Raw genomic sequence first — 26,420 nt, 5'->3', positions numbered from 1 at the left:
AGCGTTTTTTCACATAACAAAGAACAAAAAAGCTGTCCATACACTGATGAACCGCCCTTTTGCCAATTACTTACTCGCTCTTACTGTTTTGTTTTGCCGGTGATGAATGATTTGGTAGAGCAGCAGCTCGAAGGAAAGAGATTTATCCATTTTTCCCTGTTTGATCTGGGTATCTGTTTCCGTGAAAATATGGATAATCTCCTGTAATTCTTCCAAAGTGAAGCTTTTTTCCCGCTTCTGCGACATCTTCACCACATAAGGATGGACCTTCAACTGCTGGGCCATCTGCTTTTGCGAATACCCTTTTCTCTGTAATACCTTCACATGCATCACCGTTCGGAATTGAGATGCAAGTAAAGCGACAAGGGCAATCGGATCTTCGTTCGCTTTTTCGAGATCTTTGTATATATGAACAGCCTTGCTTAAGTCCTTTTCAATGACGGCATCTACCAGTTTGAGTCCGGAAGTTGTAGCATTATGCGCAATTAACTTCTCTGTAATTTCTCTCGTTATTCTGCCTTCTTCTCCCGCATAAAGCGCCAGCTTATCTATTTCTTGTTTCAACATAAGTAAATTGGCGCCGACTTCTTGTCCAATAATATCAAAAGCATCCTCTTCAATCGCCACCCCTGCATTCTTAGCCAGCGTCTGAATCCATTTGGGAAGATCCCAATCTCTGATCGGCTGGCATTCAATGAATGCACTTTGCTGCTTTAGCGTTTTCGTTACTTTTTTACGCTCATCTATTTTTTCGAAAGGAGCAATAATCACCAGGATGGTATATTCTGCCGGAGCTGCTAAATAAGTTTGAAGAACATCCAGGTTATGCTCGACGGCGACCTTTTCTGGTTTCGCCTTTAAAAATACGGCATTGTTGGCAATGATCACTTTCCTTTCACTAAGAAACGGGTAGGTTTCTGCGTCTTCAATCACTTCCTGAATCGAAGTTTCGGTTAAATCATATGTAGTGATTCCCGTTTCCCTGTCTTCTTCTGTCAAGGCCTTCATCAAAAGCTGCTGACGTATGTCCTGTATTAAATAGGACTCCGTTCCATATAATAAATATACTGGAGAAAAATGCTTGCTTTTTATCTCTTTCAATACTTCAAAATAGTTCATCCTGTTCACTCCATCCTCGTAAAACCATCGTAAAACGAAAAAGCCTTTGTTGCAAGCAGATATCATGACAGGAAGGAGAAAACAGACAAGCTGTCTTCTCCTTAAGGAAAAAGCAATCTATATCAACGCCGGCATAACAGCCCCGGGAAACTGCTCTGCCTGCGGCATTTTGCTCTTGGGTATAGATTAGCCATTTAATCTTTATATATGGGTGTTAAGTCTTGCTAACAAAGGTAAGTACATTTAAACGAGTTAAATTACAATCAAAAGTGGATTTTTTAGCTGGAATGTCTTATACTAAAACTGTTATAGGAGGGGTTAATGTGAACGAATTCGAAAGAGATGTCCAATCCAAAAATAATGATGTAATTGATTCTGGTAAAGGGTTCATTTTCTCATTCCTGTTCTTTTTCATCATCTTCTTTATTGGAGTCTTTGCAAAAGTGATCGGATCCTGATTAAGTATGGTACGTAAGGAAAGAGACTGTTTGATGCAGTCTCTTTTTTCATTGCTTGCATTACTGTGTGTTGTTAAACATCACAATGCGTCTTGTTACATGATTATGTTATGGAAAAAAGGAATAAAACGTTCCATGATCCTTGTAAAATGAGTACCATATCGATCCACGTTTATCCGTCCGCATTACCTTGACCCCCGACTGACCGAGCTTTTTCACTACTTCCTGATGGGGGTGATCATAACGATTCCCTCGTCCCGCCGATATCCATCCCACTTCAGGCGTCGTTTGCTCTAAAAAGGCTGCAGAAGTCGATGTTTTACTGCCATGATGAGCCACTTTTAACACGTCGATGTCCAGCATAGGATATGCCTGCAACATCGCCTTTTCTGTCTTCTCTCCTATATCTCCTGTAAACAGCCATCGTTTTCCTCCGAGTTCCGATAATAATACAAGCGAATTTTCATTAGAGTCCCGTTTGTCTTGAGAAGGAGACAATACATGAAATGTTTGTCCGCCAACTGTAACCGATTGCCCGGCATCTAACCGAAACGTCTTGATTTCCCTCTTAACTAAAGCATTTTTGTTCCGACTATTTACAGTATAATATGGATTAACAAAAAACTTTTCCACTTGAAAATCTTTCAATAAATAAGCAGTACTGCCATCGTGGTCTAAATCATCATGCGTGACAAATAAAGCGTCCAGCGTAGTTATCCCTCTATAATGCAAATAAGGCTTGATTACTTGTTCATATATTTTATCTGTAGGAGAATGAAAATCAGCGGCTGCACTTCCAGCAGCATCGATTACGACAACTCCTTTACGGTACGGCAGCTCGACAACAAAACAATCCCCTTGTCCGACATCAAGCATCGTGACCTTTCCGTTAGGATTCGTATATGGAACAATAGATATTCCAACAAGCAAAACAACGATCATCAGGCCGGAGATCAGTGCCCTTATTCGCTTTTCGTCAGCCAAATTTGCCATTAATACAATCAGCAGAAAAAAGTAAGGGTAATACATAACCATTGGAAAATCCCCGGTAAACCAAGAATAATCGAAGCCTAGATCAAGATGTTCCAGAAACAGCAAGAATCGATTGTGGACCCGGACAAACAATGTATCGAGCATAGTGGCGAGCGGAGGAAAAAGGAGAACGGAGAATTCCAAAGTAAGCAGGCAAGGCATCACAAATCCAGTAAAATAAGGGACGATTAAAAGATTGACCAGGACGGAAAGCGGTTGAAAAAAATAAAAATTGTCTAGCTGAACCGGGAGAATGGTCAGCTGAGCAATGAGGCTGACAGCCATGCTTGTGTATAGCCAAGAATAAGGTTTGGCCAGAATTTGTTTGGAAAGTAGTAAACCAAAAGTGACGAGGTAGGAAAATTGAAAGCCTATTTGCAAGATGAGACGGGGATCCCCAATCATCAAACCGATAAAAACGAGGCTAAGACAATCAGTAAGGGAGAGGTTAAGTTTGAGCCTATTACCGATTAGGAGGAAAATAGCTAATAAAGCGGCACGCCATACGGAAGGGGCTCCACCAGCCAAAACCGCATAAAGAGGCAGGAACACCATTATACAAGATTGGATTGACTCTCTCGTGAGCCATCCCGTTTTCACAGCAAGAAAATAAAAAAGGGCGATTATCAGGCCAACATGTAAACCAGATATCGCAAGCAAGTGGGAAATCCCCCACTTTCGGAACCTATCCAATTGCTCATCCGGAAGCTGCGTATCTTCCCCTATCAAGAGTGCATTTAACCAGGCAGCCGAAAAAGAACTGATTTGAGAATTGTTTGTTTTGATTAAATAAGAACGGGCTTTGTCTACGTAATGGNCGATAATAATACAAGCGAATTTTCATTAGAGTCCCGTTTGTCTTGAGAAGGAGACAATACATGAAATGTTTGTCCGCCAACTGTAACCGATTGCCCGGCATCTAACCGAAACGTCTTGATTTCCCTCTTAACTAAAGCATTTTTGTTCCGACTATTTACAGTATAATATGGATTAACAAAAAACTTTTCCACTTGAAAATCTTTCAATAAATAAGCAGTACTGCCATCGTGGTCTAAATCATCATGCGTGACAAATAAAGCGTCCAGCGTAGTTATCCCTCTATAATGCAAATAAGGCTTGATTACTTGTTCATATATTTTATCTGTAGGAGAATGAAAATCAGCGGCTGCACTTCCAGCAGCATCGATTACGACAACTCCTTTACGGTACGGCAGCTCGACAACAAAACAATCCCCTTGTCCGACATCAAGCATCGTGACCTTTCCGTTAGGATTCGTATATGGAACAATAGATATTCCAACAAGCAAAACAACGATCATCAGGCCGGAGATCAGTGCCCTTATTCGCTTTTCGTCAGCCAAATTTGCCATTAATACAATCAGCAGAAAAAAGTAAGGGTAATACATAACCATTGGAAAATCCCCGGTAAACCAAGAATAATCGAAGCCTAGATCAAGATGTTCCAGAAACAGCAAGAATCGATTGTGGACCCGGACAAACAATGTATCGAGCATAGTGGCGAGCGGAGGAAAAAGGAGAACGGAGAATTCCAAAGTAAGCAGGCAAGGCATCACAAATCCAGTAAAATAAGGGACGATTAAAAGATTGACCAGGACGGAAAGCGGTTGAAAAAAATAAAAATTGTCTAGCTGAACCGGGAGAATGGTCAGCTGAGCAATGAGGCTGACAGCCATGCTTGTGTATAGCCAAGAATAAGGTTTGGCCAGAATTTGTTTGGAAAGTAGTAAACCAAAAGTGACGAGGTAGGAAAATTGAAAGCCTATTTGCAAGATGAGACGGGGATCCCCAATCATCAAACCGATAAAAACGAGGCTAAGACAATCAGTAAGGGAGAGGTTAAGTTTGAGCCTATTACCGATTAGGAGGAAAATAGCTAATAAAGCGGCACGCCATACGGAAGGGGCTCCACCAGCCAAAACCGCATAAAGAGGCAGGAACACCATTATACAAGATTGGATTGACTCTCTCGTGAGCCATCCCGTTTTCACAGCAAGAAAATAAAAAAGGGCGATTATCAGGCCAACATGTAAACCAGATATCGCAAGCAAGTGGGAAATCCCCCACTTTCGGAACCTATCCAATTGCTCATCCGGAAGCTGCGTATCTTCCCCTATCAAGAGTGCATTTAACCAGGCAGCCGAAAAAGAACTGATTTGAGAATTGTTTGTTTTGATTAAATAAGAACGGGCTTTGTCTACGTAATGGAGGAAGGAAAAACCTTGACAGTAGAAATCGTCTGGTGAATGGACAATCATTTGGTAGGAAATGGACCGGGATTTCAAATAGCGGCTATAATCAAATTCACCCGGATTGGTAGCTTGTGGCGGGGTCTCCTGCTGCCCTTTTATACGGCAATGTGCCCCCCTTCGTAATTGCTTGAAAGCAGTATCGGAAGACTGTTTTCGATCTTCTTTAAAATAAGTAACAAGACTTCTTAGACCAGTATTACTGTCTTCTATAGTGAACGTGATTTTTTCCGAAGTGTATAGAACGGAGCCAGCGATTTTTCCTTGCAGGAATTCTTGAGCAGACTTGGGTGGAGGAGTTGTCTCCTGGACAAAAGCAAAAAATCCGGTAAACAAGATAAGGGAAAATATAATGATAGCAGCCTGCCAAGCGGTCAATCGTTTTATCAGAAAAAGCAGTACAAGCCAGAATAGATAAAGGAACGACAATAACCAAAGTTGATAGAAAGCGGATAAGGAACTTGCCAGCATAGCAAAGGCAATCAAATGCCAATTTCCCTTCACCGCTTCCCCATCCAAACCTTGTTAACCATACTACACACGGAACAACTGCTCGGCTTCCTGCTTAAAAGCTGTCAGTTCCCGTTCATCTTTTCCAGATTCCTCCAGCTCGTCCAACAATTGATCGACATACTGCTTTTTTTCTTGCACACGAATATCGACAGCCACTTGTTCCAGCTTCACCTTTTCTGTTTGCACCCCGGCATCTTGGAAAAGCTCTAATGCATACGGATGATTTTTATAATCCTCTGCATAATAAACTTTGCGGATTCCGCTCTGGATAATCGATTTGCTGCACTGAAGACAAGGAAAATGAGTAACGTAAAGCTCCGCACCATCTGTAGCTACTCCAAATTTCGCACACTGTAAAAGAGCATTTATTTCGGCATGAACCGTTCGGACGCAATGGCCATCTATTACATAACAGCCTTCATCAATACAGTGGACACCGCCTGAAACACTGCCATTGTATCCCCCGGCTATAATTCGTTTATCTCGGACAATAGTGGCCCCCACCATCAAACGTTGACAAGTACTGCGTAATGCGAGCAGATGACTCTGTGCCATAAAATATTGATTCCAGGATATTCTTTCCAACTTTATAACCACCTTAACCACAGTTTCATTTAGTTTAACCCCAGCAATATTTCCCGTCAACACTTTATGGAACTTGAATGGACGGCGCTATTTTTTCCAACGTTTTTTCTCCAATGCCTGTCACATCGAGCAGATCCTCTATTTGACGGTAACTTCCGTTTTCTTCCCGATGCTGAACAATCGCTTCCGCCTTGGATGGCCCGATTCCCGGGAGCTGTGTCAATTCCGACGCATTAGCATTGTTAATCGAAATTTGATTTGCATTATTCCCGGCTACAGACATCGAATCGGTCTGTTGTTCTCCTTTGGCAGGAACCATAATTACCTGTTCGTCCTGAACTCTCTGGGCTAAGTTAACCGCTTTGGACTCCGCTTCTTCCAGAAAACCACCAGCCAATTCAATGGCATCCCTTACCCTCTTGTCAGCAGATAACTGGTATACTCCAGGATTTTTCACTTGGCCTTTAATATCCACATAAACCTCTGTTTCCTGGCTCTGATCCGGTTGCTCTTCCCCATTTCCTTCAGCAGACACAAGCACTTCCTCAGTAGTAGACAGTGAATGGCCCTCCTCCGCTGTCAATGGATCGCTTAGCAAATAAATAGCAGCCAGGACGAGCCCGCAGATAATGAGTAGAATGATTTGGGAATGTTTCTTGACTTTTTCCAATTTATTTTCCCTCCTTCTTAACAAAAGCTCATAGGACAGTCAGTTCGCTCATACAATAGATTGGTAAACTAGGCAGGGAGTTGATGAAATGAAATGGGGAGTTATTGGCACGGGAAACATGGGGCAAATCCTTGTCGATGCATGGATGTCCTCTGGTGTTATCGATCAGGATCAACTTTATATAACCAACCGAACGATCAGCAAAGCCTATGCTATACAGTCCGTTTATCCCGGCATTCATGTCATAGAAGACAAAAAAGACCTGACTACTTTTGCAGACATACTTTTTATTTGCGCAAGGCCGGTGGAAATCTATCCAATTCTCGCTGAAATACACAGTGAATTGACAAGTGACCAGTGTCTTATTTCCATTACCAGTCCTTACTCCGTGAAACGATTGGAACAGCTGGTGCCTTGCCAAGTAGTCCGGATGATCCCTAGTATTACTAACCGGGCTCTCTCAGGTACTACTTTGTTCAGTTTTGGGGAATCGGTTCATAAAGAAATGAAAGGATACCTGCTCCAAAGCAGCAAGCTATTTTCCAATCCGCAGGTAATTGATGAGAAAGTAACAAGAATAGCCTCTGATATCGTTTCTTGTGGACCTGCCTTTTTCAGTTACTTGGCTCAGGAATTCATCGAAGCCGCCTGCCGCGAAACCAGCATCAACAGGTCAGAGGCAACAAGTTTGATGGAAAATATGTTGATTGGATATGGCAAACTATTGGAGGAAGGTCATTACGATTTGCCAACACTGGTAAAAAAGGTATGTGTCAAAGGCGGAGTAACAGGAGAAGGAATTAAGGCACTTGAAGGAGAAACCGGTCGTCTATTTAGTGATTTGATTAGGAGGACGCACGCAAAATACCAAGAGGACATCGAAAAGATAAGTTATCAAATGCTGGAGGGTTAATCATACATTCGACAGTTCCTGCCAAAATCCTTTTTCTCAAAGGATTTTTCCCTAAGTTTTTTTGACATAGGGAATTTGCAAAAAAAGCTTGCAGAAAAACTTCATGTTTCCCTACAAGCTGGGGAGGTAATTACACCTCCTCCTCTTTTATGCATACAAAGAAAATTCTTTCCGCCTGTCGGTCATACAGGGAATCAGCCGAAAAATCTCCAAAAACGCCACGAACATGAAACCCTGTTGCTCTAAGCAGTTTCGTATACTGTTCTACTGGAAAAGTCCGTTGGTGGTGTTGTTCATCGAAGCGTTGATACCGATTATCTTCCTGTTGAATGAAAAAAGTCAAATCATGGAAAACCTCACCCTGATGATCCCCTGGCTGGCAAAGCCATACATAGGATATATCATCGTAAATTTCCGCGAATGTCTCCCCCTTCATATCGTTCTCGATATGCTCTACCGAGTGGATATCAAATAGGAACAACCCTTGAGGAACAAGCAACTGATTCACATTGGCAAATACTTTGTAAAGAGACTGTTCATCTGTTATATAATTGATGACATCACAAAAACTCACCGCTGCATCAAATTGCGGAAAACCGCTAAGCTCCGTCAAGTCCGCGTGGTACCATTGTATCTTTTCATCTATATCTTCGGCAGCATGTCGTGCATAAGCCAACATCTCTTCTGAATTATCTATGCCAGTCATTTGATAGCCAGCATGTGAGAGACGCCTGGTAATCTGGCCGGTACCGCAGCCTAAATCTGCGATGGTGTGTACGGATTTGGAATAAGTGGAAAACATTGTTTTGGCAAAGGTCGTCCATTCTTCATATGGGGCATCTTCCATCAGCAAATCATATACAAATGCAAGCTGTGCATATGACATTAATTTATTCCTGTTTCGACTAAAGGAGCATCTCCCCACAAACGCTCCAGATTATAATAGCTTCTCTCTTCTTTATGGAAAATATGACAAACGACATCTTCTAAATCCACTAATATCCACCTTGCCTGATCGAATCCTTCGAGTCGTTTTACCGTCAATTCTCTTTCTTCCGCGGCTTCCTTTATAGCTCTTGCAATGGCCTGGACTTGACGTTCATTGCTGCCTTCGCAAATTAGAAAGTAGTCGGCAATAAGCGAAACATCCTTCATATCCAATACGACGATATCCTGTCCTTTTTTATCCTCGCACGCTTTAGCCGCTAACTGGGCCAATTGTTTACTATCCATTAATTGATTCCCTCCATTTATTATCCTCCAACAACTTGGTTAAATCATTATATGCATGAAAAGTATCCGGATAAATCCGTTGATTTTTACTCATTAAATAATGAATCGTATTTTTTGAAACCATCCAGCAAGCATAATCCAAATTTTCTTCGGCAGCCTTGCGTACGTCATCTACTCCAGGGAAATGGCGCCCCGGTTCGATGTAATCGGCAAGAAAGACCAGTTTTTCCAGCTTGTTCATTCCGGTTTTTCCGGTTGTATGCCAGCGGATCGGAGTTAAGACTTCCTTATCCTGTATGCCCACTTCCCTTTGAACGAGCAGAGCACCTACCGGACCATGCCATAACTCATGATGGTATTCCAATAAATCCTTTGGTAATGTTGGTTCGTGAATAATCCAGCTGCGTAATTCCTCTCGATTGCGGTATTTAGCGTAATCGTGAAAAATCGCCGCTAATTCCACCGTTTTTAATTTACCCCCATACTTATTTGCCAATTCCAAAGCCGTGTCTGTTACCCTGACAGTATGCTCAAATCGCGCTTTTGTCAGATGGGGTTCCACAATGCCTAATGCTTCACTCCGTTCCATATAAAGAATGCTCCTTTATCTTATTCATCACCTTATCTGGCACTAAATATTTTGCAGGTTGCTTTTCGGCCAACCTTTCCCTGATCATGGTAGAAGATACATCTATCCCTGGAATTTCTACCTCTTCGACAGGGTACGGTGTTTCCAGCTGATAGTCAGTACGCTTGACTCCAACAAAATGAACCATTTGGGCCAGTTCATCGATCCTGTGCCACTTTGGCAGATATTCCACCATATCTGCACCTATGATGAAATAAAAAAACGTGTCGGGCTCACGCTCCTGCAGTAACTGCACCGTGTCCACCGTGTAGGACTTCCCTTCCCGCTCCAATTCAATCGGCTCAACGCGGAAATGGGGATTATCCTCGATGGCAGCTTCGACCATCTCCAGACGATCGACTGCTTTTGTACCAGAATGCTGTTTATGAGGCGGTAAATTGGATGGGACAAACCATACTTGGTCTAACTGCAATGCCTGATAGACTTCTTCAGCTATCAGCAAATGTCCTAAATGAGGAGGATCAAATGTCCCCCCTAATAAACCAATTTTCTTCATAACTAGCTCCTTTAAGGCAATATCAATTGTTTATTCTCTTCGGATTCCTTATAAAGGACAATAATGTTTCCGATTATTTGCACGATTTCAGCTTTTGCGCCATTTGCCAAATCCTCAGCAACGTCCCCTTTATCTTCCATGCAGTTTTGCAGGATGCTCACTTTGATTAGTTCCCTTTTTTCCAAAGCTTCTCCTACCTGCTTGATCATGTTCTCATTAACTCCAGTCTTCCCCACCTGAAAGATAGGACTGAGATGGTGTGCCTCAGCTCTTAAATAACGTTTTTGCTTTCCTGTCAACATATTAATTTCCTCGCAATCTTTGTTCTAATTGTTCGACCAATCCGTCCATGCTCGGATGGGTTCCTGTCCAAATTTCAAAAGCATACTGGGCTTGATAAAGCAGCATCGTATGTCCCTGATGGGATCTGGCACCCATACGTTCAGCCTGCCGCAACAGTTTGGTGTTTAATGGCTTATAAACGATGTCACTAACCACTGTATGTGGCTTTAAATTATTTAATGAAATAACTTGATCATCTTGTTTGGGAGACATCCCAACAGAAGTAGTATGCACGACTAAGTCATAATTGCCCAGTGCATCTTCTGCTTCGGAATTGGAAAGGATTTCCGTTTGTGTATGTAAATCCTTTAAATCAAGCAGTCCTTCAGCTTTAGACTTTGTTCTGTTCGCAATACTAATATATCGGATCCCGTGCTTTGCAAGTGCCCGGTAAATACCGCGTGCAGCCCCACCAGCTCCAAGGATAAGAATTTTTTTATCCTCGCCAAGTACGTCTGGACAGGCTTCTTCCAGAGATCTTATATAACCGATTCCATCTGTATTGTATCCTTTGAGCGTGCCGTTATCGTTGACCACCGTATTTACTGCTCCGATTTTAAGTGCTTCCTGATCTACTTCCTCCAAAAAAGGCATGACGGCTTGCTTATACGGCACCGTCACATTGAAGCCCGAAATACCTGCTTCTGTTAATTGGTCCAAACGTTTTTCAAGTTGTTCCGGTTCCGTTTCGTACAACTGGTACTCCCCCTGGATATCAGCGTTCTCCATAAACTGGTGATGGATAAATGGCGATAAAGAATGCTGAACCGGGTAACCAATCAAACCTAGTTGATATCCCATTCGTTCTCCCCCTAAATCAATGAAGGACGAACGGAGATAGTTACTCCTTTAGGACTGTAAACCGTCACGGTCACATCGCCTTCAGGGATGGTGATCCAGCCTAGTCCAGGGAACACAATATCCGTTTTTCCTTCTGTTATTTTCATTGTTTTTTTCTCCAGCGGCGGTAGCATGTCAGTCGACTGTTCGCCTGGCGGTGACAGCATCTCTCCGATGTGGCGCCAGTAGAGGTTTTCGGCATTCTCCAATTTGGTACGATGAATATTCAGTTGATTGGCAAAGTAACAGACAAAGGACTTCCTTCCCCCCTTGTGGAAATCAAATCGCGCAAGCCCGCCGAAAAAGAGGGTCTGCTGTTCATTTAACTGGAACACACGCGGTTTTATTTCTTTCGTAGGCGTGATTACTTTCAAGTCTTCATCTGATAAATAATGAGCCATCTGCTTTCTATTTATGACTCCAGGTGTATCGAACAACGAAGTATGGTCATCCAACGGTATATCGATAAATCCCAGTGTAGTTCCTGGAAAGTAGGACGTTGTAATAGCGTCACTGATTCCACTGGTTCGATTGATCAATTTATTTATCAGCGTCGATTTCCCTACATTCGTACTGCCGACAATATAAACATCCCTGCCATCCCGGTACTCATCGATAGCACCTTCTAATTCTTCAAAGCCGATTCCTTTTTCGGCAGATACAAGCATGACATCCTTTACGGGTAGGCCTTCTTCCTTTGCCGATCGTTGCAGCCATTGCTTCAGTTTGTTTTTATTGGTAGACTTCGGCAGCAAATCCACTTTATTACCAACAAGCAGGATCGGGTTATTCCCGGTAAGCCTCTGCAGACTGCTGATAAAGCTACCGTTGAAATCAAAAATATCGACCACTTGAACAATCAGTGCGTTGGTATTCCTGATTTCACTTATCATTTTCAGGAAATCGTCATCCGTAAGTGATACATCTTGCACTTCATTGTAATGCTTTAAACGGAAGCAGCGTTTGCATATAACAATTTCCTTATCTAAAGCCGATTTCGGGGCATATCCCGGCTTCTCTTCCTCTTCTGTTTGAATATAAGCTCCGCACCCTTGGCAGATTATTTTTTCCATCTTATTCTTCCTCCCAAGTGATCATCCCTTTTTTTCTCATCCAGCCCAATATCCGCCGTTCTATTTTCCGGTTGATCTTAGTCAGCTTTCCATCCGTTTCCACGATCGGCACAACAAGGATGGTATAAAATCCAGCACTGTTTCCACCTAGTACATCGGTCATAATCTGATCTCCGATTACGACAATTTCATCCCTTTCCAATCCCATCTGCTTGGTGGCTTTCTTGAAAGCTTGTCCCAGCGGTTTTCTCGCACCATAAACAAACGGAGCATTTAACGGTTCTGAAAATAATTTTACTCTTTCTTCTTTATTATTGGAAATAATAGTAATTTTGATTTCGTGATCTGTCATCAATTTGAACCATGCGGTGACTTCCGGGGTAGCCATAGCTACATCCCAAGCCACCAACGTATTGTCAAGATCTGTTATAATCCCTTTTATCCCTCTGGCCTTCAAATCTTCCGGACGGATTTCCAACACGCTTTTTACTTGTTCATTTGGTAAGAATCTCTTTAGAATCAACTGCTAGTCACCTCATTTTATGTATAACCGTTCTCTACACTCCTTACTCATGATATACATTTTATCTTTCGGTTTCAAAAGATATTTTTAAATTGGTTTATTTCTTTCCATATTGGCATATATGTACGTATTCAGCAAAAATACAAACTTTCTTTCGACAAATTCCACCACCATTTTTGCTGTGGATAACTTTATTAACAACTCACTTCCCATCAAATCAAATATTTCACTTGGTATTAACAATTTATTAACAAGTTATATACAACTAACTGTTAATAACTTGCAACTTGTCCAACCCCTGCATTCATGATAAAGTATTAATAACTTCAAGCCAGACATTCATTCCTTGATAATGTATTGATGGGAAACTTCCAATACAGGAGGAGCAGCCTTATGGAACATTTATCGGACGAATTGTTAATTGAATCCTATCACAAAGCGAATGAACTGAATTTAAGCAATGAATTCATTCATTTAATAGAAGCGGAAATTCAAAGAAGATCCCTAACACATGAGATTAAATACTCCAGCTAAGCAGTTCCGTTTTCTAATTATATTAAATGGATGTTACTGAGAAATTGTCAAACTCTTGTCATGTTTTTTCATGGCAAGAGTTTTTTATTTTCGCTAAAATGAGATTATGGATGTTTTCGCTTATCAGTACCATTGCTGCAATTGCATTTAGTTGAATATTACTGTTGATTCTGCTTAAAATGTTAGTTAAGTATGCGCTTTGTAGCGTATGTACACAGCTTTATTTTTCATCTGATACATTTCCCTGTGAATAAGATCACTAAAGGAGGACCACTATTTCATGCTATTCGCAGTTTTATTACCATTAATCTTGACAATTTTCATTCCTCTATTGAGTAAATACAAAGATAAAATCCATACTGGAATCTTTGTATTTTTCATACCTCTTGGAATATTCATTTTTTTTGCCCGTTTTTTGGGAGAAGGTTTTTCCCCGGAGATGGAACACTACTCATGGATCCCTTCGATGGGAATCTCACTTGACTTTTACTTGGATGGGTTAAGTTTATTGTTTGTACTGTTAATCAGCGGCATTGGTGCCCTGGTGACTTTGTACTCTATCTTTTACTTACATAAGTCCGAGAAGCTGGCACACTTTTATGTGTACCTGTTAATGTTCATGACAGCGATGTTAGGGGTTGTATTATCTGATAATGTATATGTTCTGTACACGTTTTGGGAGCTGACATCCATTTCTTCCTTCTTATTAATCGGGTATTGGAACCATCGTGAAGGATCGAGATATGGAGCCATGAAATCCATGATGATCACAGTGTTCGGCGGATTGAGCATGCTTGGTGCCTTTATGCTTTTACATATTACAACCGGCACGACTAGTGTACAGCAAATGATCAGCAATGTAGATGTTATTCTATCAAGCGAATATCTTCCATTAATACTTGTATTGCTTCTACTAGGTGCTTTTACCAAATCGGCTCAATTTCCCTTTCATATTTGGCTGCCTGATGCCATGGAGGCACCGACACCTGTCAGTGCGTATCTCCACTCCGCTACAATGGTAAAAGCGGGAATTTATCTTGTAGCCCGGTTTTCACCAATCTTCCACAATTATGAATGGTTCTTTATTATAGTGAGTGGAATCGGTATTTTAACGCTGTGCTGGGCTTCCTACATGGCCGTAAGACAGACAGACTTAAAAGGAATCCTTGCTTTTTCAACAGTCAGTCAGCTTGGTATGATCATGGCCATGCTCGGCTTTGGAACGGAAGCCGCTGTTTTCGCAGCTGTTTTTCATATTTTGAACCATGCAACTTTCAAGGGAAGCTTATTTATGATAGCTGGAATCATCGACCACGAATCAGGCACACGGGATATCCGCAAACTCGGGGGATTGATGACGCTGATGCCGATTTCAGCTACCCTGGCAATGTTTGCTGCACTTTCGATGGCCGGTGTTCCATTGCCTTTTTTAAATGGGTTCTATAGTAAAGAATTATTTTTTGAAAATACGCTCCATATTGGCGATACGACGCTATTAATTGCTACTGTAATGAAACAGGCGATTCCGTATCTCGCAGTATTCGGAAGCATTTTTACCTTTGTTTACTCTATGTATTTCTTATTCGGGACATTTACCGGAAAACAGAAATTGGATCAGCTGCCAATGAAACCGCACGAGGCACCCATTGGAATGCTGGTATCCCCTATCATTCTTGTGTTCGGCGTAATCTTTATCGGGCTGTTTCCTCATTTATTCAATGAGACCCTTCTCGCGCATGCTGCCAAAGCGATTAGCGGAGAGGAAGTCCATGAGCACATCGCTTACTGGCATGGTCTGACACCTGCGTTCTACATGTCTTTAATTGTGGTGGCAGTAGGGACCTTAATGTATCTATTCCGGAAAAAGTGGTGGAATATTTATAAACTTATCCCAGGAAATCTGAGTTTTAACCGGGTATATAATGCCACAATGGAAGGATTAGATGTATATACGGCAAAACTGACCAAAGGATATATGAATGGTTCGCTGCGCAGATATACAGCACTTATTATTTCTACTGTTCTCATTGTAACAGCACTTGTAATGGCCGGAACCAATGGTTTCACCTTTCATACCGACGACCTGGCTCCGATTACGTTGCCTGAAATCCTCGTGGGAATAATGGTAATTGCAGGTGCACTCGGTACCATTCTCGCCAAGGACAATGTAGCTGCCATTATCATTCTCGGTGTATCGGGGTATGGCCAGGCATTGCTGTTTGTCTTTTACCGTGCGCCTGATCTTGCCTTGACCCAGTTGGTAATCGAAACCATAACGGTCGCTTTGCTGCTGCTTTGCTTCCATCATTTGCCGCAGTTAAGCCGGAGGAAGGAAGGAGCAGGATTCCGCCTTACAAATGCGGTGATCGCTATCGGCTTTGGTGCCTTGATGGCCTTAGTTGGTATCTCTGCGCATAGTAGCAAATGGTTCGATACCATTTCAGACTACTTTCTGGAAACCTCGCATGATCTCGGTGGTGGAGACAACGTAGTAAACGTGATTCTCGTTGACATGCGCGGACTGGATACACTGTTTGAAATCACCGTGTTGGGCATTGCCGCGTTCAGTATCTACAGCTTGATAAAGCTTCGCAGCAAGGAGGGAAAATAAATTGGAAATCATCATGTCGATTGTTGCCGGAATTTTATTTGCGGCAGGAATTTATAATTTACTGCAAAAGCAGCTGCTTCGAATCGTAATCGGCACAGTTATTCTTTCCAACGGAGCCCACTTGTTCATTTTAACCATGGGGAAATTGAAACGAGGCGCTCCTCCCGTTTTGGAAACGGGTATTAGTGAATATACTGACCCGCTTCCACAGGCGCTGATTCTTACTTCTATCGTAATCAGTTTCGGTTTGACTAGTCTGCTGCTGGTGTTATCTTACCGGGCAGCGCAAGAAAACAATACAGATAATATGGAAAAATTGAGGGGTAACCATGATGAGTAACTTAGCAGTACTTCCAATCATCATCCCGCTTGTTTCCGGGATTTTGTTAGCATTCTTTCATAAAAAAACATCGTTTGTACGCCATGCAGCTAAACTGCTGTCGGTGATCAGTACAGGCGTTGCTGCATACGTTTTTTTCTATGTATTTCAACATGGGACGGTTACATTGGAAACGGGTGGATGGGAAGCTCCGTATGGCATTGTCCTGGTTGCAGACTTGCTGGCTGTCACCCTTGTATTGACTACAAACCTTATCGGCCTTGCCTGTGTCTTTTATGCACCCAACTCTCTTTCAGAGAAGAAGGAAAAGTTCTACTTTTACACGTTTTTCTTTTTGCTGATCACAGGTGTGTCAGGAGCATTCCTGACTGGTGACTTATTTAACCTGTTCGTGTTTTTTGAAGTGCTCTTGATGGCTTCCTATGCATTGATTACATTAGGTGGCGAAAAAGTCCAATTACGTGAGTCCATTAAATACGTTCTGGTTAATCTATTTTCTTCCATTGTTTTCGTCACGACAATCGCTTTTCTCTATTCGGTGCTGGGTACAGTCAACATGGCACAAATGGCTCAAAGAGTCCAAGAGGTGGAACAACAAGGAATCCTGACAACAATCGGTATATTGTTATTCTTTGTATTCGCAACAAAAGCTGCTTTGTTTCCGCTATATTATTGGCTGCCCAAGCCTTACACAGTTCCGGATCCAGTTGTATCCGCCCTATTTGCCGCCCTTTTGACAAAGGTAGGTGTTTACTCGATCATCCGGATGTTTACTCTGGTGTTCGTTCATAACACTTCATTGACACATGATTTATTTATTTGGATAGCTGGTTTCACATTGGTTTTCGGTGCAATTGGTGCGTTGTCGACTAACAACATCAAATTGGTGGTTGCCTACAACATCATTCCTGCGGTTGGCTTTATGGTCATGGGGATCGGTTTCTATAACGAAACAGCTCTGAGTGGATCTGTCTATTATATGGTTAGTGACATGATCATCAAAGCAGCACTGTTTTTATTGGTAGGTGCTGTTGCCCGTGAAGTCGGCACCTCAGATTTGCGCAAAATGAAAGGGCTGATCCATCAGTTTCCCCTTCTTGGCTGGCTACTGTTCATTTCCGCGTTTGTCCTGGCCGGGGTTCCGCCGTTCAGCGGATTTATCGGTAAGTTGCTGATTATGCAGGGAGGTTTCGCAAAAGGACAGATCATCGTGGTGATCATCGGTTTATTATCAAGTCTTTTGATTTTATTATCGATTATGAAAATATTTGTAAGAGGTTTCTGGGGTGAAAAAGACGAAAGCATTACGGTCGATAAAAAAGCCGTCAACGCTCTGAGCTGGCCGGTCGCTTTCCTGGTATTTTTCACCGTATTACTGGGAATCGGAGCAGAAATGTTTTATCCGGTAGTAGATAATATATCCAATCAGTTGATGAACCCGGAAATCTATATCGATTCTGTTTTTAAGGAGTAAACCTATATGCCTTTTCAAATTTTATTAAACATTTTGATTGCGGTAATGTGGATGTTCATGAGTGAGGACTACACTTTCTCTACTTTTTTTGCTGGATATTTAATTGGTATCCTGTTGTTGCTTGTACTGCAGCGTTTTATTCCGGATGCCTTTTATATGCAGCGGGTTGTGAAAGTAATCAAATTAATGATTTTATTCACCAAAGAACTAATTTTATCCAATCTTCAAATTGTCAAACTGGTCTACAAACCAAAGTTGGATATTAAACCGGGAATATTTGCACTTCCGACTGAATTGAAAAGTGATTGGGAAATAACCTTGCTTGCCAACTTGATTTCTCTGACACCGGGAACACTGTCGATCGCCGTTTCTGATGATAACAGTCTCATTTATGTTCACGCTATGCACATTGAAGACACACAGAAATCCATCAAGGAAATAAAAGACAGCTTTGAAAGAGCCATAATGGAGGTGACTAGATAATATGACATCTACAGACTTTTACTACATTACAGAAGTTGTCACGTATATTTGTTTGGTAGCTACCTCCATTTCCCTAATCCTGTTGATGGTTCGGGCAATTAAAGGACCGACAAATCCTGACCGGGCTGTCGCCCTGGACGCTATCGGAATCAATTTAATGGCTTTGGTAGGTTTGATTGCCATATTGCTTGTCACGACTAAATTGAATGATATTGTACTGTTGATTGGTATCTTACTATTTATTGGGACGATTGCATTGGCAAAATTCATAGAAAAGGGTGTTATCATTGACAGGGACCAGCATTGATATTTTGATGGATATTCTCATTTCCATATTCCTGCTAGTAGGAACGTTCTTCATCTTTTCTACATCCATCGGGCTGCTGCGCTTTCCCGATGTCTATACAAGGATGCACGCAGCGACAAAAGCATCCACATTAGGGATTGCCGGAATCATGATCGGCGCATTTCTGTTTCTTTATGTGGAACATGGAATATTAAGCGGAAAGTTGATTTTGGGATTGTTGTTTGTATTGCTGACGGTTCCTGTATCAGGGCATATGATTTCCCGGGCAGCGCATCGCAGCGGCGTTAAGCCGTGGGGAGACAAAGTGCGGGATGATTACACCGAAGCAATCAGAGCTAAAGAAAATCCAGACCATATGAAATAGTGTAAAGACAAAATACTCAGAGTTATGAAGAAATCATCAGCAGTAAATAAGATGCTGATGATTTTTTCATTTACCGGATCTCCAACAAAGCCTCGTTCTCCTGATTCGCCATAAATAGAAATTACGACATGGTTAGAAATTGTCTTTCTAACTTCTTACATTCGCTGAGTGGGAGTTCGACGCTGCGAAAATACCCTGCGCTTTCCGCGGGCGGCTGGTGAGCTTCCTCGAACTGACGCTCTGTGGAATCTCACCGATGCCTTTCCTCCCGCTGGAGTCTCCAGGTATTTTCTTCGCTAGGAACGGCTCCCTGTTTATAAACGAGGGTACTAAACATTTTTTGAATTCACTTGGTACTCCATGAACCATCTTATCAAAAGACATAGCTGGGAGAACAAGCAGAAAGTCTAAGAGAAGGAGAAAAGACGAAACCCCCACTGTCTTTTTTATGAAAGGCTCTGTTAAAGTATCAGATATTTCCATATTTGGGATTAAATCCTCTTTGATTATCATATCATTCATCGTGACTTCGTTAGCGTTTTCTCTCTCTAAAATAACCTTACCCTCATTATTGATAATGAGAACTCTGTCTAAATCATAATTATCCTTTCATTTGAAAGTTTATGCCCGATAGCTTTGCCCAATTGTTCTTTGGTCATTCTACCCATTCCCAACGTCTGGGAAAAGGTCACTTTGTCACGGTCTCTCGTGACCAATACACGTACCTGTTCATTACTTATGCCATGCTTTTTCGCGGACCCACCTCGCTTGCATGGCTTTCTGTCTTTTATCTTTTTTTCCCTTTTTCAGAGTACAGGAAATAGGTCTCGTCCATCTCGACGATACCTTGAAATTTGGATATTTCCATTTGTTTTAATGCAGTTAATAGTTTATGTCTCCAATAGAATAAGGTCACATGAGTTACGTTGCCAATCAAATCCACTGTTTTACGAAGAGAATAACCCTCTATCATACATTCGATGAATTTTATCCAATGGTTGAGATGACGTGTTCGGTCTAATGCTGTATTGGTGAGGTCAGTGAATGTTCTTTTACACGATTTGCAGCGATAACGCTGTTTCTTCACTTCTTGACCATCCACGATAGTGGAGTATTTCCAAAATCACACAACATGGTCTGACTCACAATCAGGACAACGATAACCCTCCTTGTTCTTACGTTCTGAAATTTCTTGCAGTACGTTCCAGTTGAAGATGAGGCAGTAAGAGCATCAATTAAATACTCTCTTAAACGGTGCTTTTCGGCTGGGTTAAGTTTTTGAATGGCTTTAAGGATGTCGCTTGCTCTCACAGTCATCACCAACTTATATTTGATAACCACATTATAGAACGTTTGTTCGTTTTTATCAAATATCAACAATTAGCTTTAACAGAGCCTTATAAATAGAAGAACTTATTTCCTGACAACCGTTTTTAAGATAGCTTGTTGAGTCTCAAGGAAAAAGTTTCTACGCTTGCGACATTCAGCATGCTTCTTAGTGCAGGGAGCATACGCAGACTCCCTCCAAAAAAGTTGATGCATCAAGCTCCTGCGGGAAAGTGCGAGCTGAAGATCCACTTGGGAAAGCGGTTTTCTAAGTTAGCTGAAGCCGTGCCCGCGGAAAGCGAAGTATGCTACCGAAGCGTTGGTTTACCACCTTTTTTAACAGGCAATGGAAATTCCTATTACAGTTACTGCACAGTTTCAATTTTTTGTGCCGTAATTACCCTTTTCGTATTTTCATTGCAAGGCTATTCCATCATTTCCATCCTATAGAACGCATCATCACGAAAATATCATAGTGGCTTTTAACCATCACGCTTCCAAATTGCTTTTGGGAGCATTTTAAAAATGCCCGCTTTGTACCCTGTTTTCATATGCAAGGCAGTTTAATAAATGTTTCAACAGCAGACAGGCACAATTTCCACCTACCGCACATAGAGTGAAGATATAGGCGATAGCCCACTAATCGGAGGTGCTTGTTTTTGTCGGGTATATTAAGCGCATTGGCTTACCTCATCAAGGAAACATTGTTCTTTGTCTCCTATGTTAAAAACCACGCTTTTCCCCAACCCCTTTCAGCAAAAGAAGAAGCACTGTACATCGAAAAAATGCAAGAAGGCGACCAGCACGCCAGAGATATGCTAATCGAACATAATTTGCGCTTGGTCGCACACATTGTAAAAAAGTTCGAAAACACTGGGGAAGACACGGAAGATTTGATTTCTATCGGCACCATTGGATTAATCAAAGGAATTGAAAGTTTTTCTGTCGGAAAAGGAACCAAGTTGGCCACATATGCAGCAAGATGTATTGAAAACGAAATACTTATGCATTTAAGAGCACTGAAAAAAACAAAAAAAGATGTATCGCTACATGATCCAATCGGGCAGGATAAAGAGGGAAATGAAATTAGTCTGATTGACATTTTAGAAGCCGAAAATGAAGATTTAATCGAATACATCCAATTAAATATGGAAGTGGAAAAAATTAAAGAGTACCTGGGAATACTCGATGAAAGAGAAAAAGAAGTAGTCATAAATCGATATGGTCTTAACAACACGAAGGAATTAACACAGCGGGAAATTGCCAAAAAGCTGAAAATCTCTCGAAGCTATGTGTCCAGAATTGAAAAACGTGCATTAATGAAAGTGTTTCATGAATATTACCGACAGGAAAGAGACAATTAAAGAGTTCTCCCGGAGGAGTCTGGGCTTTTATCCTCTGCTATGCTCTAATCAGCTCTAAATAGCTTTTTTATCCACTTGCTGCCACAAAAAATGTTGTGTTGTCCCTTGTCGTGAGGTGGATTTGGAAAGTAAGCAAAAAATACACTTATTCCCTCTTATAGAATCTAATTAAAACCAGTAACACGAATGAAAAAACCGCATGGTTCATCACTAGCTTTTTGGCTAGATTTCCATGCGGTTTTTATTATCAGTATTTTAATCTGTTAAACCATTTAATTGCTGCCTCCACTTTTTCAACAAAACGGCAATCCATCCGGATGCCAGGACAGTAACGACCAATAAAGCTGGTAATAGACCGCCACTTTCAATTGGCTCAAGGTAATAATTAATTACCATTCCTAAATAGAAAAAAGCGCTAAGCATCAACAGCGTTACCAAAAAACGGCCGAAATCTTCTATCTTTTCCTCGATAAGTTTAGCTTTTTGCTGCTTCACTTGCTATTTCCTCCTTCCTATAAAGAACAAACGGATTCTATTCGTACTATAACATAGATTGACAGTTTGCCAGGAAGGTAATTGATGGAAACATTTAAATCTTTTCTACTATATCGATGATCAAGTTTGCAGCATTTTCCGCTGCTTTTTCTAGAAAAGCATCAAAGGAAACAGAAGATTCTTTTCCAGCTATGTCGGATAATGCTCGAATGACGACAAAAGGAACCTGATAGTTGTGTGCTACCTGGGCAATCGCAGCAGCTTCCATTTCAGCCGCAATCATCTCAGGAAATCTTTCCCTGACAGCAGCTACCCTATCTTCATCTTGCATAAAAGAATCACCGGTTGCAATCAATCCTTTTTTTGCTTGGATACTATCGAGTCCATTTGCTGCTTCCAAAGCTAATTTTACTAAGTGACTGTCCGCTTCAAATTGCACAGGCATTCCTGGAACTTGTCCATATTGATAATCGAATGCAGTAACATCTACATCATGATGAGTAACAAAAGAGGAAATGACGATATCTCCTACTTCCAGCTCCTGATCAAATCCACCGGCAGATCCTGTATTGACCACATGGGTTGGAGCAAATCTTTCATGGAGGATTGTAGCAGCCATTGCTGCGTTCACTTTACCTATTCCTGATTGAAGCAGGACAACTTCCCGGTTTTTTAAACTCCCTTTCACAAAGGAGCATCCGGCTACCTCCACTGTATTGGTCCCTTCCATTCTACTCTTTAATAGTTTAACTTCTTCATCCATTGCTCCGATGATTGCAATTGTCATTTTGCAGCCTCCTGTAACGATATTTCTTTATTGTTGGAATCGATATTTTTGGTCATTTTCATTTAGTACTTCGACCTTGGTTGGTTTCCAGCCCTCGTTTTCCACCCAAGTCAGATAGGTCCGGTATGTTTCCGTTTCATCGCTATCTGATACTGTTGCAACGACTTGCTGGTCTGCACTGCCTCTTTCTACCCACCAGACAATCCGGTTGCTGCTTGGCAGATCTGTAGCCAATTCGATGGCTTCCATCATTTCTTCCCAATCCTTGGTCCCTTCTTCAAATGTTGTTTGATGCGGCTCCTGCTGGTCAGTGCCTACAGGTTTCCAATCTGCGGTATAAGCTTCTTTTACGTTATTGTCTCCACTGGAATCGACAGTTTCTTTTTCTGCCTCTTGTTCTGTATCTTCCTCGCCGTCATCCACTGTGTTCTCTTGATCGTTCTGATTGGACTCCGGCTGCTCTGCACCATCGGAAGGACCGTCTTGATTTTCCTCTGTATTCTGCTCCTCCTCCGAAACAGCACCCTCTTCCTCTTCGGATGGCACGGATTCTTGTGTGTCCGTTTCATTTGCTGAATTATCTTCATTTCCTCCGCCAAACAGGAAAAATCCGATTAAAACAAGGATTAATATTCCTCCTGCTATTAAAAGGAAAGTTATCGCTTTCGTGCTTTTGCGTTTTTTATCAAAGCGATTCACTCTGGATGGTGATTGAAAATCATCTGACATGAAAGTACCTCCTTTTCCATCTATCTGCTATTATACTATGCTATTTTGAATCGGACAAAATCATTCTTTCCCTTCCCGCAGAATATTTTTGTCGAACTTCTTCTACTTTTGGCATATAGGAAGGAGTCCAAGCATAAACATCTAACTAATAAAACAGCGAGTTCAGAAGGGGATGGTGTTATTGAAAATTACCATGTTCGATCAACAGCTATGGAAGATAACCACATTTAATCAAGTCGGTTATGATAAAAAACAAAATCTGTTTTCCATTTTCTTTTTAGATGGTACAGAAGTCCAGTTTGCTGAAGTAGAAGAGTTGGTCGTCTTCGAATTCCTGATTTCCCTGGAAAAGGAGGATTTCATCAAAAAAGTATTCCTTCCTTACTATCCTTGTACATACAAGAACGAACTCTCGAAACTGACATGATTTTGTCCTACGCTATCCAACAATATGCTTTTAAAATATAAAAAGCTGCCTATAGCAAGCTATTGGCATAGCAATTAACATAATCAACCGATATTTTTAGGTTCTCTGTCTATGGTGGAGTGATCTTCACTCCACCACCTCTTTATCGTAAGGTCCAAAAAAAGGAGAGGAAATTCCTCTTCTACACTATTTCGCTCTATAGAACCAATTTTATAGCAGATTTCTCCTGCATATAAAAAGATGTTTCGAGCAGACGGCTCGAAACATCTTTATTGTTTTCCTTATTTGACACTTAAGATTTCCACTTCCATGTCTCCACCAGGAGTCGGTACGGTTACCTTTTCCCCTACTTCACGCCCGATCAATGATTTGGCGATTGGGGAATCATTTGAAATTTTCCCTTCAAACGGATCAGCTTCGGCACTGCCGACGATTTGATAACTTTCCTCATCACCATCAGGAAGTTCCTTAAATGTAACGGATTTTCCCAAGTTAACAACATTCGGATTATCATTATCATTTTCAATGATGACCGCATTTCGGATCATATTTTCCACGGTGGCGATTCTGGACTCTACAAAAGCCTGTTCATCCTTGGCTGCGTCATATTCCGAGTTCTCGGAAAGATCGCCAAATCCTCTTGCTATTTTTATTCTTTCAACTACTTCCTGTCTTTTTTCCGTTTTAAGGTATTCCAGTTCGTCTTCTAATTTCTGTTTACCCTCATTAGTCATGTAAAAACTTTTTTCTGCAGCCATTTGACACACTCCTTTGATTCCAACAATAATTTCAAATTCCCGATTATTCCAAGTCTTCTTCTATCTGGATATATATTTATAAAGTATGCAGCAAGAACATGACCTTTAAATCGGTGAAGTTTCTCATTGCTGGTCACCAGTTTGGTAATCGGGTCGGGAAAGAACCTTGTCCTTTATAAAAATGAGCAGCACATGTGTGCGCTCAAATTTATGTTCCCGTTTTCAGTTTTGACTATATTCCATACTATGGCAGATTTTATCTCTTTTTTCAATAGTTTTCTACTGACGGGTGAGAAATCTTTATCGATTGAGAATCGTCTGTATCTTGGTTGCCATTAAATCAATGGCTACATGATTTTGTCCACCCTCCGGTATGATGATATCTGCATACCGTTTGGTCGGTTCAACAAACTGCAAATGCATCGGACGAACGACATTGATGTACTGATCAATAACCGAGTCAATGGTACGGCCGCGTTCTTTAATATCCCGGAGCATTCGTCGAATGATCCGAACATCTGCATCCGTGTCGACAAATACTTTGATATCCATTAAATCGAGCAGTCGTTGGTCTTCCAAGATCAAGATACCCTCCAGGATGATAACATCCTTAGGCTCCACACGTACGACTTCTTCTGACCGTGTATGGCGGGTATAATCATAAACGGGTTTATCAATAGGTTTTTGTTCCAGTAGTGCTTTTACATGTTCGATCAATAAATCATTATCAAAAGCAAGGGGATGATCATAATTGGTATTTAAGCGTTCCTCATACGGAAGATCGCTTTGATCTTTATAATAATAATCCTGTTCAATAACTAAAATGGTCTTATCTGTAAATCGCTGGCTGATTGATCTGGTCACAGAGGTCTTTCCAGATCCGCTGCCGCCGGCAACACCAATAACCACGGGTTTGTTCGACATAACTACCTAGCTCTCCTTTTTTCCTTTCATCTTCTAACACTGACAGCGATTCCGTCGCCAACCGGAACAATGGTCGTATAAAAGTCCGGATGCTGGACTAACCATTCATTATAATCACGCACTTTACCTGCAATTTTGTTTAGCCTGTCCTTTTGATCGGACTCCGCAGCAACCAGTCCTTTAAAGAGCACATTATCAGAAACAATGACACCATCTTCGGCCAAATGTTTGCTATAGTCTTCAAAGAAACGTCGATATTGCCCTTTTGCTGCATCAATGAAAAGCATATCATACGGTCCTGATTTCCCTGCCTGCTCTCCTACTTCCAAAGCATCTCCAAAAATGACTTGGATCCGTGTTTGTTTACCTTGAGCAGCAATGTTGCTGATGGCTTCCTGATAACGCTGTTCATCTCTTTCAATGGTCGTTATCTGTGCGGAAGGGTTGGCCTCAAGCATCCTAAGCGCAGAATAACCGATTGCTGTGCCGATTTCGAGTATTTTAGCCGGCTTTTTGATGCGGATTAATTGCATCAAGCATTGGATGCCTAACGGCTCCATTATCGGCACGTGATGTTCACGCGCATATGCCTCGAGTTTTGCTGCCCATTCTGGTGCCTCTGGGACAGTACCCGTTAAGTATTGTTCCAACTGATCGTCCACTTTTGCAACCTCCGTCATTAACGATTATGTCAAAGTGTCTGTTTCCTATTTCACCAGCTGTTCAAAACATGAGTAAAACAGACCAGGACATTCTCTACAACCATATTATTTTAACACAAAAA

At 41.5% G+C, this 26,420-nt stretch carries 30 protein-coding genes and 1 pseudogene; 11 read left to right on the top strand and 20 right to left on the bottom strand.

The window, feature by feature from the left end:
- Positions 1-66 precede the first annotated feature (66 nt).
- Entirely contained in the window at positions 67-1,119 is a 1,053-nt protein-coding gene (gene holA / locus BN1067_RS12165; protein WP_053219110.1) for a DNA polymerase III subunit delta, read from the bottom strand.
- A 323-nt stretch (positions 1,120-1,442) separates the two neighbouring features.
- On the opposite strand from holA, the gene BN1067_RS12160 reads away from it, so the two are divergent.
- Complete coding sequence (locus tag BN1067_RS12160) at positions 1,443-1,577, top strand: YqzM family protein (RefSeq protein WP_026569888.1); 135 nt, start codon at positions 1,443-1,445, stop codon at positions 1,575-1,577.
- A 108-nt stretch (positions 1,578-1,685) separates the two neighbouring features.
- On the opposite strand, the gene BN1067_RS12155 is transcribed toward BN1067_RS12160, so the two are convergent.
- The 4 genes from BN1067_RS12155 to BN1067_RS12140 form a co-directional block, all read right to left on the bottom strand.
- Complete coding sequence (locus tag BN1067_RS12155; RefSeq protein ID WP_267893618.1) at positions 1,686-3,395, bottom strand: DNA internalization-related competence protein ComEC/Rec2; 1,710 nt, start codon at positions 3,393-3,395, stop codon at positions 1,686-1,688.
- Positions 3,396-3,415: 20 nt separating this feature from the next.
- Positions 3,416-5,347 (bottom strand): DNA internalization-related competence protein ComEC/Rec2, encoded by a 1,932-nt coding sequence (locus tag BN1067_RS12150; protein WP_456119741.1) that lies wholly within the window; start codon positions 5,345-5,347, stop codon positions 3,416-3,418.
- 63 nt (positions 5,348-5,410) lie between these two features.
- A complete protein-coding gene (locus BN1067_RS12145; protein ID WP_053219107.1) occupies positions 5,411-5,974 on the bottom strand; it encodes a ComE operon protein 2 in 564 nt (187 codons plus the stop codon).
- A gap of 64 nt (positions 5,975-6,038) precedes the next feature.
- Positions 6,039-6,644, bottom strand: a complete 606-nt coding sequence (locus tag BN1067_RS12140) for a helix-hairpin-helix domain-containing protein (RefSeq protein ID WP_053219106.1) — start codon at positions 6,642-6,644, stop codon at positions 6,039-6,041.
- 88 nt (positions 6,645-6,732) lie between these two features.
- On the opposite strand from BN1067_RS12140, the gene comER reads away from it, so the two are divergent.
- On the top strand, positions 6,733-7,557 hold the full coding sequence (gene comER / locus BN1067_RS12135; protein ID WP_053219105.1) for a late competence protein ComER: 825 nt from the start codon (positions 6,733-6,735) through the stop codon (positions 7,555-7,557).
- Positions 7,558-7,687: 130 nt separating this feature from the next.
- Here the strand turns inward: comER and BN1067_RS12130 are convergent, their stop codons facing one another.
- The 8 genes from BN1067_RS12130 to BN1067_RS12095 are packed head-to-tail and all read right to left on the bottom strand — an operon-like array spanning position 7,688 to position 12,710.
- Positions 7,688-8,443: a class I SAM-dependent DNA methyltransferase gene (locus BN1067_RS12130; protein WP_053219104.1), complete on the bottom strand. Its 756-nt coding sequence runs from the start codon at positions 8,441-8,443 to the stop codon at positions 7,688-7,690.
- Entirely contained in the window at positions 8,443-8,790 is a 348-nt protein-coding gene (rsfS, locus tag BN1067_RS12125) for a ribosome silencing factor (protein ID WP_053219103.1), read from the bottom strand. Before rsfS ends, BN1067_RS12130 begins: the two co-directional genes overlap by 1 nt.
- Positions 8,783-9,379: a bis(5'-nucleosyl)-tetraphosphatase (symmetrical) YqeK gene (gene yqeK / locus BN1067_RS12120; protein ID WP_053219102.1), complete on the bottom strand. Its 597-nt coding sequence runs from the start codon at positions 9,377-9,379 to the stop codon at positions 8,783-8,785. The genes rsfS and yqeK overlap by 8 nt, the downstream gene beginning before the upstream one ends.
- Positions 9,366-9,935, bottom strand: a complete 570-nt coding sequence (locus tag BN1067_RS12115) for a nicotinate-nucleotide adenylyltransferase (protein ID WP_053219101.1) — start codon at positions 9,933-9,935, stop codon at positions 9,366-9,368. The genes yqeK and BN1067_RS12115 overlap by 14 nt, the downstream gene beginning before the upstream one ends.
- A gap of 11 nt (positions 9,936-9,946) precedes the next feature.
- Positions 9,947-10,237 (bottom strand): ribosome assembly RNA-binding protein YhbY, encoded by a 291-nt coding sequence (gene yhbY / locus BN1067_RS12110; RefSeq protein WP_053219100.1) that lies wholly within the window; start codon positions 10,235-10,237, stop codon positions 9,947-9,949.
- 1 nt (position 10,238) lies between these two features.
- Positions 10,239-11,078 carry a shikimate dehydrogenase gene (gene aroE / locus BN1067_RS12105; protein ID WP_053219099.1) on the bottom strand — a complete coding sequence of 280 codons (840 nt, stop codon included), beginning with the start codon at positions 11,076-11,078 and terminating at the stop codon, positions 10,239-10,241.
- Positions 11,079-11,089: 11 nt separating this feature from the next.
- Positions 11,090-12,190 (bottom strand): ribosome biogenesis GTPase YqeH, encoded by a 1,101-nt coding sequence (gene yqeH / locus BN1067_RS12100; RefSeq protein WP_053219098.1) that lies wholly within the window; start codon positions 12,188-12,190, stop codon positions 11,090-11,092.
- 1 nt (position 12,191) lies between these two features.
- A complete protein-coding gene (locus tag BN1067_RS12095) occupies positions 12,192-12,710 on the bottom strand; it encodes a YqeG family HAD IIIA-type phosphatase (protein WP_053219174.1) in 519 nt (172 codons plus the stop codon).
- A 396-nt stretch (positions 12,711-13,106) separates the two neighbouring features.
- Between BN1067_RS12095 and sda the strand changes: the two genes are divergently transcribed.
- The 7 genes from sda to mnhG all read left to right on the top strand — a co-directional run bounded on the left by sda (position 13,107) and on the right by mnhG (position 18,826).
- Entirely contained in the window at positions 13,107-13,247 is a 141-nt protein-coding gene (gene sda, locus BN1067_RS12090; protein ID WP_026569877.1) for a sporulation histidine kinase inhibitor Sda, read from the top strand.
- A 280-nt stretch (positions 13,248-13,527) separates the two neighbouring features.
- Positions 13,528-15,858 carry a Na+/H+ antiporter subunit A gene (locus BN1067_RS12085; RefSeq protein ID WP_053219097.1) on the top strand — a complete coding sequence of 777 codons (2,331 nt, stop codon included), beginning with the start codon at positions 13,528-13,530 and terminating at the stop codon, positions 15,856-15,858.
- A gap of 1 nt (position 15,859) precedes the next feature.
- The gene (locus BN1067_RS12080) at positions 15,860-16,198 is read left to right on the top strand and encodes a Na(+)/H(+) antiporter subunit C (RefSeq protein WP_053219096.1); all 339 of its coding nucleotides are present in this window, start codon (positions 15,860-15,862) and stop codon (positions 16,196-16,198) included.
- On the top strand, positions 16,191-17,672 hold the full coding sequence (locus tag BN1067_RS12075) for a Na+/H+ antiporter subunit D (RefSeq protein WP_053219095.1): 1,482 nt from the start codon (positions 16,191-16,193) through the stop codon (positions 17,670-17,672). Before BN1067_RS12080 ends, BN1067_RS12075 begins: the two co-directional genes overlap by 8 nt.
- A 6-nt stretch (positions 17,673-17,678) precedes the next feature.
- Complete coding sequence (locus tag BN1067_RS12070) at positions 17,679-18,155, top strand: Na+/H+ antiporter subunit E (protein WP_053219094.1); 477 nt, start codon at positions 17,679-17,681, stop codon at positions 18,153-18,155.
- Between the two features lie 85 nt (positions 18,156-18,240).
- Positions 18,241-18,462 carry a Na(+)/H(+) antiporter subunit F1 gene (locus BN1067_RS12065; protein ID WP_407701380.1) on the top strand — a complete coding sequence of 74 codons (222 nt, stop codon included), beginning with the start codon at positions 18,241-18,243 and terminating at the stop codon, positions 18,460-18,462.
- Positions 18,443-18,826, top strand: coding sequence for a monovalent cation/H(+) antiporter subunit G (gene mnhG / locus BN1067_RS12060; protein WP_234400695.1), 384 nt, complete (start codon positions 18,443-18,445; stop codon positions 18,824-18,826). The genes BN1067_RS12065 and mnhG overlap by 20 nt, the downstream gene beginning before the upstream one ends.
- Positions 18,827-19,425: 599 nt before the next feature.
- Here the strand turns inward: mnhG and BN1067_RS12050 are convergent.
- Positions 19,426-20,143, bottom strand: a pseudogene (locus BN1067_RS12050) (IS1595 family transposase); the annotation flags it as partial.
- Between the two features lie 668 nt (positions 20,144-20,811).
- On the opposite strand from BN1067_RS12050, the gene sigK reads away from it, so the two are divergent.
- Positions 20,812-21,516: an RNA polymerase sporulation sigma factor SigK gene (sigK, locus tag BN1067_RS12045; RefSeq protein ID WP_053219089.1), complete on the top strand. Its 705-nt coding sequence runs from the start codon at positions 20,812-20,814 to the stop codon at positions 21,514-21,516.
- Between the two features lie 255 nt (positions 21,517-21,771).
- Here the strand turns inward: sigK and BN1067_RS12040 are convergent, their stop codons facing one another.
- From BN1067_RS12040 to BN1067_RS12030, 3 genes are all read right to left on the bottom strand, one after another.
- Positions 21,772-22,011: a YrhC family protein gene (locus tag BN1067_RS12040; protein WP_053219088.1), complete on the bottom strand. Its 240-nt coding sequence runs from the start codon at positions 22,009-22,011 to the stop codon at positions 21,772-21,774.
- A 94-nt stretch (positions 22,012-22,105) separates the two neighbouring features.
- Entirely contained in the window at positions 22,106-22,798 is a 693-nt protein-coding gene (gene mtnN / locus BN1067_RS12035) for a 5'-methylthioadenosine/S-adenosylhomocysteine nucleosidase (RefSeq protein WP_053219087.1), read from the bottom strand.
- A 27-nt stretch (positions 22,799-22,825) separates the two neighbouring features.
- Complete coding sequence (locus BN1067_RS12030) at positions 22,826-23,527, bottom strand: YrrS family protein (protein ID WP_053219086.1); 702 nt, start codon at positions 23,525-23,527, stop codon at positions 22,826-22,828.
- A 181-nt stretch (positions 23,528-23,708) separates the two neighbouring features.
- Between BN1067_RS12030 and BN1067_RS12025 the strand changes: the two genes are divergently transcribed.
- Positions 23,709-23,954, top strand: coding sequence for a KTSC domain-containing protein (locus BN1067_RS12025; protein ID WP_053219085.1), 246 nt, complete (start codon positions 23,709-23,711; stop codon positions 23,952-23,954).
- A gap of 281 nt (positions 23,955-24,235) precedes the next feature.
- Here the strand turns inward: BN1067_RS12025 and greA are convergent, their stop codons facing one another.
- From greA to BN1067_RS12010, 3 genes are all read right to left on the bottom strand, one after another.
- The gene (gene greA, locus BN1067_RS12020) at positions 24,236-24,712 is read right to left on the bottom strand and encodes a transcription elongation factor GreA (RefSeq protein ID WP_053219084.1); all 477 of its coding nucleotides are present in this window, start codon (positions 24,710-24,712) and stop codon (positions 24,236-24,238) included.
- A gap of 300 nt (positions 24,713-25,012) precedes the next feature.
- A complete protein-coding gene (udk, locus tag BN1067_RS12015; protein WP_053219083.1) occupies positions 25,013-25,636 on the bottom strand; it encodes a uridine kinase in 624 nt (207 codons plus the stop codon).
- A 26-nt stretch (positions 25,637-25,662) separates the two neighbouring features.
- Positions 25,663-26,316 carry an O-methyltransferase gene (locus BN1067_RS12010; protein WP_053219082.1) on the bottom strand — a complete coding sequence of 218 codons (654 nt, stop codon included), beginning with the start codon at positions 26,314-26,316 and terminating at the stop codon, positions 25,663-25,665.
- Between the last annotated feature and the right edge of the window lie 104 nt (positions 26,317-26,420).

Origin of the sequence: Virgibacillus senegalensis (assembly GCF_000821245.2) — a bacterium.
Classification (GTDB): domain Bacteria; phylum Bacillota; class Bacilli; order Bacillales; family Amphibacillaceae; genus Sediminibacillus; species Sediminibacillus senegalensis.
The sequence above is the reverse complement of the archived record's forward strand: the minus strand, read 5'-3'. Positions and strand labels throughout refer to the sequence as shown.

Excerpts from the sequence above, each read along its gene's own strand:
- holA (WP_053219110.1), bottom strand. The coding sequence starts at position 1,119 with ATGAACTATTTTGAAGTATTGAAAGAGATAAAAAGCAAGCATTTTTCT.
- comER (WP_053219105.1), top strand. The coding sequence starts at position 6,733 with ATGAAATGGGGAGTTATTGGCACGGGAAACATGGGGCAAATCCTTGTC.
- BN1067_RS12130 (WP_053219104.1), bottom strand. The coding sequence starts at position 8,443 with ATGTCATATGCACAGCTTGCATTTGTATATGATTTGCTGATGGAAGAT.
- rsfS (WP_053219103.1), bottom strand. The coding sequence starts at position 8,790 with ATGGATAGTAAACAATTGGCCCAGTTAGCGGCTAAAGCGTGCGAGGAT.
- yqeK (WP_053219102.1), bottom strand. The coding sequence starts at position 9,379 with ATGGAACGGAGTGAAGCATTAGGCATTGTGGAACCCCATCTGACAAAA.
- BN1067_RS12115 (WP_053219101.1), bottom strand. The coding sequence starts at position 9,935 with ATGAAGAAAATTGGTTTATTAGGGGGGACATTTGATCCTCCTCATTTA.
- yhbY (WP_053219100.1), bottom strand. The coding sequence starts at position 10,237 with ATGTTGACAGGAAAGCAAAAACGTTATTTAAGAGCTGAGGCACACCAT.
- aroE (WP_053219099.1), bottom strand. The coding sequence starts at position 11,078 with ATGGGATATCAACTAGGTTTGATTGGTTACCCGGTTCAGCATTCTTTA.
- yqeH (WP_053219098.1), bottom strand. The coding sequence starts at position 12,190 with ATGGAAAAAATAATCTGCCAAGGGTGCGGAGCTTATATTCAAACAGAA.
- sda (WP_026569877.1), top strand. The coding sequence starts at position 13,107 with ATGGAACATTTATCGGACGAATTGTTAATTGAATCCTATCACAAAGCG.
- BN1067_RS12085 (WP_053219097.1), top strand. The coding sequence starts at position 13,528 with ATGCTATTCGCAGTTTTATTACCATTAATCTTGACAATTTTCATTCCT.
- BN1067_RS12075 (WP_053219095.1), top strand. The coding sequence starts at position 16,191 with ATGAGTAACTTAGCAGTACTTCCAATCATCATCCCGCTTGTTTCCGGG.
- BN1067_RS12070 (WP_053219094.1), top strand. The coding sequence starts at position 17,679 with ATGCCTTTTCAAATTTTATTAAACATTTTGATTGCGGTAATGTGGATG.
- BN1067_RS12065 (WP_407701380.1), top strand. The coding sequence starts at position 18,241 with ATGGTTCGGGCAATTAAAGGACCGACAAATCCTGACCGGGCTGTCGCC.
- mtnN (WP_053219087.1), bottom strand. The coding sequence starts at position 22,798 with ATGACAATTGCAATCATCGGAGCAATGGATGAAGAAGTTAAACTATTA.
- BN1067_RS12030 (WP_053219086.1), bottom strand. The coding sequence starts at position 23,527 with ATGTCAGATGATTTTCAATCACCATCCAGAGTGAATCGCTTTGATAAA.
- greA (WP_053219084.1), bottom strand. The coding sequence starts at position 24,712 with ATGGCTGCAGAAAAAAGTTTTTACATGACTAATGAGGGTAAACAGAAA.
- udk (WP_053219083.1), bottom strand. The coding sequence starts at position 25,636 with ATGTCGAACAAACCCGTGGTTATTGGTGTTGCCGGCGGCAGCGGATCT.
- BN1067_RS12010 (WP_053219082.1), bottom strand. The coding sequence starts at position 26,316 with ATGACGGAGGTTGCAAAAGTGGACGATCAGTTGGAACAATACTTAACG.